This window comes from Mesorhizobium sp. M0195 (genome assembly GCF_040322115.1).
GTDB lineage: Bacteria > Pseudomonadota > Alphaproteobacteria > Rhizobiales > Rhizobiaceae > Mesorhizobium.
The window spans coordinates 116,595-125,988 of the sequence record NZ_JAMYSV010000015.1 but is presented as its reverse complement, the minus strand read 5'-3'; the positions used below and the strand labels follow the sequence as shown (position 1 = coordinate 125,988).

7 protein-coding genes are annotated in these 9,394 nt (G+C 62.4%); 4 read left to right on the top strand and 3 right to left on the bottom strand.

Features of this window, described 5'->3' with window-relative positions:
• Positions 1-221: 221 nt before the first annotated feature.
• Entirely contained in the window at positions 222-1,595 is a 1,374-nt protein-coding gene (gene gltX, locus NKJ12_RS24510; protein WP_352705557.1) for a glutamate--tRNA ligase, read from the top strand.
• Here gltX and NKJ12_RS24505 read toward each other — a convergent pair.
• Positions 1,513-2,715 (bottom strand): DUF2865 domain-containing protein, encoded by a 1,203-nt coding sequence (locus NKJ12_RS24505; RefSeq protein WP_352705555.1) that lies wholly within the window; start codon positions 2,713-2,715, stop codon positions 1,513-1,515. The two genes, gltX and NKJ12_RS24505, sit on opposite strands and share 83 nt — an antisense overlap.
• Positions 2,716-2,973: 258 nt before the next feature.
• Here NKJ12_RS24505 and NKJ12_RS24500 point away from each other — a divergent pair, with 258 nt between their 5' ends.
• Positions 2,974-3,594: a DUF1287 domain-containing protein gene (locus NKJ12_RS24500; protein ID WP_352705553.1), complete on the top strand. Its 621-nt coding sequence runs from the start codon at positions 2,974-2,976 to the stop codon at positions 3,592-3,594.
• Positions 3,595-3,606: 12 nt separating this feature from the next.
• Here the strand turns inward: NKJ12_RS24500 and NKJ12_RS24495 are convergent, their stop codons facing one another.
• Positions 3,607-5,931, bottom strand: coding sequence for an NADP-dependent malic enzyme (locus tag NKJ12_RS24495; protein ID WP_352507846.1), 2,325 nt, complete (start codon positions 5,929-5,931; stop codon positions 3,607-3,609).
• A gap of 399 nt (positions 5,932-6,330) precedes the next feature.
• On the opposite strand from NKJ12_RS24495, the gene NKJ12_RS24490 reads away from it, so the two are divergent.
• Complete coding sequence (locus NKJ12_RS24490) at positions 6,331-7,731, top strand: selenium-binding protein SBP56-related protein (RefSeq protein WP_352507847.1); 1,401 nt, start codon at positions 6,331-6,333, stop codon at positions 7,729-7,731.
• Positions 7,732-7,755: 24 nt separating this feature from the next.
• Complete coding sequence (locus NKJ12_RS24485; protein WP_254820173.1) at positions 7,756-8,421, top strand: hypothetical protein; 666 nt, start codon at positions 7,756-7,758, stop codon at positions 8,419-8,421.
• A gap of 140 nt (positions 8,422-8,561) precedes the next feature.
• Here the strand turns inward: NKJ12_RS24485 and NKJ12_RS24480 are convergent, their stop codons facing one another.
• Entirely contained in the window at positions 8,562-9,341 is a 780-nt protein-coding gene (locus NKJ12_RS24480; RefSeq protein WP_352705551.1) for an SDR family oxidoreductase, read from the bottom strand.
• Positions 9,342-9,394 lie beyond the last annotated feature (53 nt).

The following is a 9,394-nucleotide window of genomic DNA, read 5'->3' as shown; positions in this document are numbered from 1 at the left end:
CCTTATCGGTCGGGGGGGCGCGTATTTGTTAAAAACCCCCGGGTCCCACCCCCCGGCGCTTAACTTCACAAACGGCGTGTTGATCTCCCGCCCCGGCCCCCCCCGGTTTTTAACCCGGGGGGGCGCTGCAGTCTTTTCTTCGCCTTTGTCATGTTCTATGTCTGCCGCCGAGCGCGGGGGCGCGTCTTGTCAACAGCAAAACCATCCGGTACGCCCCGCTCATGACAGTTACCGTCCGTTTCGCCCCGTCACCGACCGGCCGCATCCATATCGGCAATGCGCGCACCGCTTTGTTCAATTGGCTGTTCGCCATCAAGAACAAAGGCCGCTTCATCCAGCGCTTCGACGACACCGACGTTGCCCGTTCGACGCAGGAGTTTTCCGACGCTATCCTGTATGATCTGCATTGGCTGGGCATCTTCCCCGACGCCACGGAGTACCAGTCGCGGCGCGTGGAAATCTACGATGCCGCACTGGAGAGGCTGAAGGAGGCGCGCCTCGTCTATGCTTGCTATGAGACGCCCGAAGAGCTCGACCTGAGGCGCAAGGTGCGCCGCACGCGTGGCCTGCCGCCAGTCTATGGCCGCGAGGCGTTGACGCTGACAGCTGAGCAGGTGGCGGAATATGAGGCCGATGGGCGGCGGCCGCACTGGCGCTTTCTGCTGCCCAACTTCACCGGCGATCCGTTGCAGCCGGAGCGCACCGAAATCCACTGGAACGACCTGGTGCGCGGCGAAGAAACCGTCGACCTCGCCTCGCTTTCAGACCCGGTTCTGCGGCGTGAGGACGGCACCTACCTCTATACATTGCCTTCGGTTGTCGACGACATCGACATGGGCGTCAGCCATGTCATTCGCGGCGACGACCACGTCACCAATACCGGCGTTCAGATAGCCCTGTTCCGAGCGCTTGGCGCGGAGCCGCCGGCGTTCGGCCACCACAATCTCCTGACAACGGCATCAGGCGAGGGACTTTCGAAGCGCACCGGCGCGCTGTCCATCCAGAGCCTGCGTGAGAGCGGCATCGAGCCGATGGCGGTGGCTTCGCTGGCGGTGCTCGTCGGTACCTCGGAAAACGTCATAGCGGTGCCGGCGATGGCCGAGCTAGCCGAGCGCTTCGATCCGGCTGCAACATCGAAATCCGCCGCCAAATTCGACCCGGACGAGCTCTTCGTGCTCAACCGCACGCTGCTGCACCACATGCCGTTTTCAGAGGCACGCGACCGGCTGATCGTGCTCGGCATCTCCGGCGAACAGGCCGAGCCTTTCTGGCTGGCGGTGCGCGGCAATCTCGACAGGCTGGCCGATGCGGCGATCTGGTGGCGTACGCTTCGAGACGGTCCAGAGGAGCCGGCGGAGTTTTCCGACGAGGACCGCGACTTTCTTCGCCAGGCATTCGAGCTGCTGCCGGAAGAGCCTTGGAACGGCACTGTCTGGAAGGACTGGACGGGCAAGATCCGAGCGGCGAGCGGCCGCAAGGGCAAGGCCCTGTTCATGCCGCTCAGGCTGGCGCTTACGGGACAGTCTTCCGGTCCGGAGCTTGCAGATCTGTTGCCGCTGCTGGGTCGGGAAGGAACGTTGGCCCGACGACCCTGACCTTGCGCTGCTCCGGCGGCGGCAGCGACGTCGGCGAGGGCACAGGTTTGGCGGCAAGCCGTCTGATCGCCTCACGGTCGAGGCCGCCTTGCGAATTGGCCAAGGTCTCCGGGTCGGCGCCCGGATCAGGCTTGGCAACCGGCAGCGGAATGAACGGGGTGGTCTCCACGCTCGCCTCGGATTGTGCCGGGGTTGGCGGGTTGCCGGCGATAATCTGGAAATTCTGCACGGCATTGCAGCCGCAGGTCGGCGGCCGGGGCGTGTCGGATTGCTTGTAGAGGTAGGCCGTCGACAGTTCGATATAAGGCCTGCCGGTCACTGAAGACGTCATCGACGCCGAATCGTCGTTCATGCCGCGCGTGTAGAAAACCTGCATCTCGGTGCCGGGGCAGCTCGATTCGCAATTCTTCTGGTCGCGCTCGAAATCGCCCAGCGAGGCAGCATTCGACATCGGGAAGAAATAGCCGTCGCAGGTCCGCACGCACATGGTGCGGAATTCGCCTCGCGGCTGGCCCAACTCGTCGGCGTTGTTGAGGATGCTGCGGATGTTGCGCGGCTGACTTAGCTCTTCAGCCTGGTCGAGCTCTTCGGGCTGGTCGGGCGCACCAGGTTCACTGCCCAAAAGCTGGTCGAGCAGGCTTCGGTTGCCGTTTTCACGGCTGGCTTCGCGGACCGGTGTGGGCGTCGACGCCGCATCATCGTGGCAGCCATTGGCGTCAAGCGAGGCCAATATGCGCGCGCGATCGCGTCGCGAACCACCGTCGGCAAGCTCAGTGCGCTTGGCCTGCAAGGCGTCGAGATTGGCAGCCATGCGATCGATGGTGGCGTCGAGTGCCACGCATGCGTTGGCGTTGCGGCGAGACAGCGAAAAGCCGCAGCCGGCGCTGCTGGACTGGCTGACGGCTTTTGAAATCTGCTGGCGCTGCCGGACGATCGCGTCGTCGTATTTCCTGAGCAGGCCCGGCTTGCCGCCGCCACCACGAGAAGCGGCGGCAAGATCAGCTTCAAGCTGGCGGCAGAGGCGCGAAGCGGCCTGCGACTGAGTGACGGCAATGCCGCACAGTAGCAGGACGCCGAGCAGCGCGGCTGCCCGCGTCAGCTTGCAATGTGCGCCCGTCATCCCTCCGGACCTCCACCTGCCTGTCATTCAGAACTACCGCGCTCGCGGTTAACCGTTCGTTTAGCATACCGCCGATTCCGGCTTCGGCTCAAATCGGCGATGGCTTGCGCCTGTGCGCGATCACGACGAGGGCTGTCATGCCGACCACCCCCCACGGCCTTTTCGGACAGGGCCAGAACCGCGACATCCTGGCGTTGCACGAAAAAGGCGTATTCGCCGAGAAGAACGCCTGGATTCAGTAATGCCCGGAGGCTTGGGATGACCTCGATTACCCGTCGAGCCGCGGTGCAATTTGGTCTTTTATGCCTGGCGATGCCGGTCGCCATGGCGCAGGAAAAGCTTGTCACGCCGGATTGGGGCACCAGATTGGTCGAAGCCGCTCGTGAGCAGATCGGCGTCACCACGCTCTACCATCCGACCTATACACGCCTGGCCTATCCGGGCGGGGACGTTGAGCCTGAGCGGGGTGTGTGCACGGATGTCGTGATCCGTGCCTATCCCCGCGCCTTCGATCTCGACCTGCAAGAATTGGTGCATGAGGATATGCGGGCCAATTTTGCCGCCTATCCGAAGGCTTGGGGCCTGAAGGCGCCCGACAGCAACATCGACCACCGCCGTGTGCCCGATCTTGCGGTCTATTTCGAACGGCGCGGTGCTGCCTTGCCCGTCAGCCAAGACCCCGCCGATTATCGGCCTGGGGATCTCGTCGCCCAGATGCTGCCCGGCAATCTGTCGCATATTGCCATCGTGTCGTCCAATCACTCCACTGTGGTGCCGACAAGAAGGCTGGTTATTCACAACATCGGCGGCGGCGCCAGAGAAGAGGACACTTTGTTTGCCTTCAGGCAGACAGGGCATTTCCGGTTCAAGCCAGTCTGAGAAGGCCCATCGCTAGCCCAGATCGACGATGGCTTGCGCCTTATGCGCGGCTTCGACCACTGCCAGTGCCGTCATGTTGACGACGCCGCGCGAGGTGACCGACGGTGTCAATATGTGCGCCGGGCTGTCGGTGCCGAGCAGGATCGGGCCGACATGCAGCGCGTCCATCATCGTGCGCAGCGCGGTCAGCGTGATGTTCGCCGAATCGAGATTGGGAAACACCAGCAGATTGGCTTCGCCCTTCAGCCGCGAATGCGGATAGACGCGTTGGCGCAGCTGCTCCGATAGTGCCGAGTCGGCATGCATCTCGCCGTCGCATTGCAGGTCGGGCGCGATGCGCGCCAGGATCGCCGCCGCCTGCCGCATCTTCATGGCGCTTGGCGAATCGCGGGAGCCGAAATCAGAATGCGACAGCAGCGCTGCCTTGGGCTCAATGCCGAAACGCTGAATTTCCTCGGCCGCCAAAACGGTCATTTCCGCAATTTCTTCGGCGGTCGGATCGACGGAGACATGGGTGTCGGTGAGGAAAATGATGCCGCGCTGCGAGATCAGCATGGACAGCGTCGACAGGTCGCGATCCCTAATGCCGGAGCGCGGCCCGATGATCAGCGTTACGTTGCGCAAATGGCGCTCGAAACGGCCTTCGAGCCCGCAGACCATGGCGTCGGCGTCGCCGCGCTTCAGGGCAAGGGCCGCGATCACCGTATTGTCGGTGCGCACCATGGTGCGCGCGGCTTCCGTCGTCACCCCACGCCGGCCGGCAAGCTCGATCAAAAGGTCGACATAGTGGCGGTAACGCGGATCGTCTTCCGGGTTGATCAAGCCGAAATCGACGCCCGGCTTGATGCGCAGCCCGTAGCGCTTCAGCCGCACCTCGATGACATGCGGGCGGCCGATCAGGATCGGTTCGGCAATGCCTTCCTCGAGCACGACCTGGGCGGCGCGAAGCACGCGCTCGTCCTCGCCGTCGGCATAGATGACGCGTTTGGCGCTCGACGTCTTGGCCATCGAGAACACCGGCTTCATGACCAGGCCGGAGCGGAAGACGAAGCGGTTCAGCTTGTCGATATAAGCGGCGAAATCGGTGATCGGCCGGGTCGCGACGCCGGTCTCGCAAGCTGCCTTGGCGACAGCAGGGGCAATGCGCAGGATCAGCCGCGGATCGAAAGGCGAGGGGATCAGGAACTCCGGACCAAAGATCGGCGTCTCGCCGGAATAGGCACGCGCGGCAACGTCGGACGGCTCTTCGCGGGCGAGCGCTGCAATCGCTCGCACAGCAGCCATCTTCATCTCTTCGTTGATGGCGCTTGCGCCGCAATCCAGCGCGCCACGGAAGATGTAAGGAAAACAGAGTACGTTATTGACTTGATTGGGGAAATCGGAGCGGCCGGTGCAGATCATCGCGTCGGGCCGCGCCGCCCGTGCTGCTTCCGGCATGATTTCGGGATTGGGATTGGCTAGCGCCAGGATCAGCGGCTTTGGCGCCATGTGGTGGAGCAATTCCGGCTTCAGCACGCCGGCAGCAGACAGGCCGAGAAACACGTCGGCGCCGGGCAGAACGTCGGCCAGCGTACGCGCCTCGGTGTCCTTCACATAAGGGTCTTTCCAGCGGTCCATCTCCTCGACGCGGCCCTTATGGGCGACGCCGAACCGGTCCGTGACCCAGATGTTTTCGACCCGCGCGCCGAGCGAGACCAGCAGGTTGAGGCAGGCAAGCGCCGCAGCACCAGCGCCCGACGTGACGATCTTGATGTCCGAGATGGACTTGCCGGCGAATTCCAGCCCGTTGAGCACGGCGGCGGCGACGATGATGGCGGTGCCGTGCTGGTCGTCATGGAAGACTGGTATGCCCATGCGGGCTTTCAACTGCTCCTCGACTTCGAAGCATTCGGGCGCCTTGATGTCTTCCAGGTTGATGCCGCCGAAGGTTGGTTCCAGCGCCGAGATCGTTTCGACCATGCGCTCGATGCCCGGTGCGTCGATCTCGATGTCGAAGACATCGATGCCGGCGAACTTCTTGAACAGCACCGCCTTGCCTTCCATCACCGGCTTGGAGGCGAGCGGACCGATGTTCCCGAGGCCCAGCACCGCCGAACCGTTGGTGACAACTCCGACCAGATTGGCGCGGGCTGTATAGTCGGCGGCGGTTGCCGGGTCGTCGCGGATTTCAAGGCAGGGGGCGGCGACGCCCGGCGAATAGGCAAGCGCCAGGTCGCGCTGATTGCCCAGCGGCTTCGTCGCCTGGATTTCAAGCTTTCCGGGACGGGGGTGCTTATGGAAATAGAGCGCCGCTTCGTCGAGGTCGGATCGGGCCGCCTTCTTGCTTTCGCCTGTCATGACGGCCGCCTCCTCAGTTCAGTCCGTTTGGTGTTTTGAGTCTCTTAGCATGCAGCCGAGGCTTTTCGAGAGGTGATATGTCGCAAGCGCGAGCTTGCGGCTTGCACCCCCGCCCTCCTGTGCGGTCTGCCATTGAGATGTTGGGGCGATAGGCGGGGTGCTGCGGCGAGGTACGCCGCCCAGTTCGAATGTCTGGTGGCGCTCGTCGCTCACAGAGGCCTTGCGGCGAAACAAGTCGACATTGCAGTTCTCCAAAATCCGTGAGATTCTTCGAAAAGTCGCACGAAATAGCGTGCGAACAACAAAGCGCCCCGACGTTTTCGGCGGACATCCAAACGCATCACAGATCGTGCCCCTGATTGTCGGTCGGACTGCTTAACCTGCCAAGGGAGGACGACAATGACTGTACGGCCAGACCCGACTTTCCACGCGACTGCCAAGCTCGCAATGCAGGCGCCAGTCGAAAATTTTGCCTACACTTTGATGTTGAGTCCCGACTTCTCTCAGCCAGATGGACTAGCCATAGTTGACGTAAACCCGAAGTCGAAGGACTACGGCCAGGTCGTCCATAGCGTGATAATGCCGAACAAGGGCGACGAGTTTCACCATTTCGGCTGGAACGCGTGCTCTTCGGCCCTTTCGCCGCTGAATGGTCACCCGTTTCTCGAGCGCCGCTTTCTGATCATTCCCGGTATTCGATCTTCGCGCATTTACGTCATCGACACCAAGGGCGGACCGACCAAGGCCAAGATACACAAGGTCATCGAGCCAGAAGAAGTGTTTGCCAAGACGGGCTATTCCAGGCCTCATACGATTCACTGCGGTCCGGAAGGTATTTATGTCTCGACGCTTGGGGGCGGTGGCCCTGACGGCACCGACGGACCTCCCGGCATCTTTGTCATGGATTGCCAGACGTTCGACGTCATCGGGCGCTACGAGATCGATCGCGGGCCGCAGGACAAGCAGTATGATTTCTGGTGGAACCTGCCACGCGACTACATGGTGTCGAGCGAGTGGGCCCTTCCGCCCCAGTTCGAGCAGGGCATCGTGCCTGAAGACCTCCTGTCGAACAAATACGGACACCGGGTGCATTTCTGGAATTTGCGCGAACGCAGGAACGTGCAGACCATCGATCTGGGCGCCAACCACCAGATGGCGCTGGAAGTCCGCCCCGCCCATGACCCGGTCAAGGAATACGGTTTCCTTGGAGTGGTCGTCGACACGACAAACCTCGAGGGATCGATCTGGACCTGGTGGCGCGAGGGCGGCAAATTCCATTGCGAAAAGACGGCGACCATCCCGCCCGAGGCAGCTGCCAAGGATGACCTGCCGCCGTTGCTTCAGGGCTTCGAGGCGGTGCCGCCGCTAGTAACCGACATCGACCTGTCGCTCGATGACCGATTCCTCTACGTATCCTGCTGGGGCACCGGCGAGATGCGCCAATACGATGTGACCGATCCGATGAAGCCTAAGCTTGCAGGGTCCATCCATATTGGCGGCATCACGCGCAAGGCCAAGCATCCCGGCGGCGGCGACTACAGGGGCGGACCGCAAATGGTCGAGATCAGCCGCGACGGCAAACGCGTTTACTGGACCAACTCCCTGTATTCGACTTGGGACGATCAGTTCTATCGCGATGGTATTCCGGCAGCCATGGTCAAGGCCAATGTCGGCGAGAACGGTGGAATCACCCTGGACAAGGACTTTTATGTCGAGTTCCCCGAGGGGTATCGCTCGCACCAGATTCGTCTGGAAGGTGGCGATTGCTCGACGGATTCGTTCTGCTATCCGTCGGTGTAACCGACTGCCCGGGTCAATGAAGCGATGAGCGAGTGGACGACGGCCGGTCTCTGGCTGGCCGTCGTCGCCAGCGGCATTTATCACGGCATCAATCCTGGCATGGGCTGGCCGTTGGCCGTTTCGGCCGGCCTTTTGGACAGACGTGCCGGCGAATTGTTTCGGGCGCTCGGCCTTTTGGCAATAGGCCACTTTGTGGCGATGATCGGTATCCTGCTGCCCTTCGGCGCGATGCTGACGCTCATCGTCTGGGAACGACAGATTCGCATCGCGGCGGGGTTGATTGTGATCGCAGCCGGGATCTATCTCCTGATCAACCGGCGCCACCCGCGTGTTCTTGCCCGTATCCCGCCGGCGCAATTGGCCTTGTGGTCTTTCGCGGCCGCCACCGCGCATGGCGCCGGGCTGATGCTGGTGCCGATTTATCTCGGCTTGTGCCAGGCAGGCGATCTCGATGTTGGACACCAGGCGGCTACCACGCTCATGGCCGGTAATCTGATCACCGCCACCACCGTCTCCGTGGTCCATACGGCCGCGATGATTGTAAGCGGCGGTGTTATCGCCATTGCCGTCTATCGATGGCTCGGACCCAAGTTCATCTCACAAAGCTGGTTCAATCTCGACACTGTGTGGGCCCTGAGCCTGATCCTGGTGGGCGGAATTGGGATCGCGAGTATCGGATTCGCTCGCTAGCTTGCATGCATTGGCAAAGGAATTCTCCCTTCTGCGAATGTCAGGAAGGTCAGATCGCATCATGCGGCGCTCGCACCCAACAACCGCAAAGGGTCGTTCTTCCGCCGTCCAGAGGGTAACCAAGCGTTTGGATTCTACCACTAGAACGCGCTGACGTAGAGGCCGCCGTCGACCGGTACGTTCTGCCCGGTCAGGTAGCCGGCATGGACCGAGCACAGGAAGGCGCAGATCTGGCCGAATTCCTCCGGCGTGCCGAGCCGTTTGGCCGGAACATTGGCTGCTGCTTGCGCCTTGCGCGCGGCAGCTGCCGCCGGATCCTCGACACAGCCGGGTTCATGCGGGCCGCGCAGCCGGTCGGTGTCGAGTTTTCCCGGCAGCATGTTGTTGATCGTCACATTGCGGTCGATCACCGTCCGCGCGACGCCGGCGAGGAACGAGGTGAGGCCGGCGCGGGCGCCGGACGACAGGTCGAGGCCGGGGATAGGCACATAGACGGACAGCGAGGTGATGTTGACGATGCGGCCGAAGCCGCGCGCCGCCATGCCGTCGATCACGGCCTGAACCAGTTCGACAGGGGTTACCATGTTCTGGGTGACGCCCTCGAGGATCTTTTCGCGGTCGAGCGCGCGGAAATCGCGAAACGGCGGACCGCCATTGTTGTTGACGAGGATGTCGGGATCGGGGCAGGCGGCAAGCAGCGCCTGCTGGACATCGGGTTTGGATATGTCGCCGACGATCTCGGTCACCTTGACGCCGAATTTCTCCCGCAGTTCAGCGGCGGTTTTGGCCAGCACGTCGGCGCTGCGGCCATTGACGACCAGATCGCAGCCTGCCTCCGCCAGTGCCATGGCGCAGCCGCGTCCCAAGCCTTTGCTCGAAGCGCAGACGATGGCCTTCTTGCCGCGAATGCCGAGATCCATGGTGATTTTCTCCTCTGATTGCCGTGGCAACCTATCCGGATGGCTGGACCAAT

Bases quoted from the DNA above. Each gene is read 5' to 3' on its own strand.
- gltX (WP_352705557.1), top strand. From the start codon at position 222: ATGACAGTTACCGTCCGTTTCGCCCCGTCACCGACCGGCCGCATCCAT.
- NKJ12_RS24505 (WP_352705555.1), bottom strand. From the start codon at position 2,715: ATGACGGGCGCACATTGCAAGCTGACGCGGGCAGCCGCGCTGCTCGGC.
- NKJ12_RS24500 (WP_352705553.1), top strand. From the start codon at position 2,974: ATGACCTCGATTACCCGTCGAGCCGCGGTGCAATTTGGTCTTTTATGC.
- NKJ12_RS24495 (WP_352507846.1), bottom strand. From the start codon at position 5,931: ATGACAGGCGAAAGCAAGAAGGCGGCCCGATCCGACCTCGACGAAGCG.
- NKJ12_RS24490 (WP_352507847.1), top strand. From the start codon at position 6,331: ATGACTGTACGGCCAGACCCGACTTTCCACGCGACTGCCAAGCTCGCA.
- NKJ12_RS24485 (WP_254820173.1), top strand. From the start codon at position 7,756: ATGAGCGAGTGGACGACGGCCGGTCTCTGGCTGGCCGTCGTCGCCAGC.
- NKJ12_RS24480 (WP_352705551.1), bottom strand. From the start codon at position 9,341: ATGGATCTCGGCATTCGCGGCAAGAAGGCCATCGTCTGCGCTTCGAGC.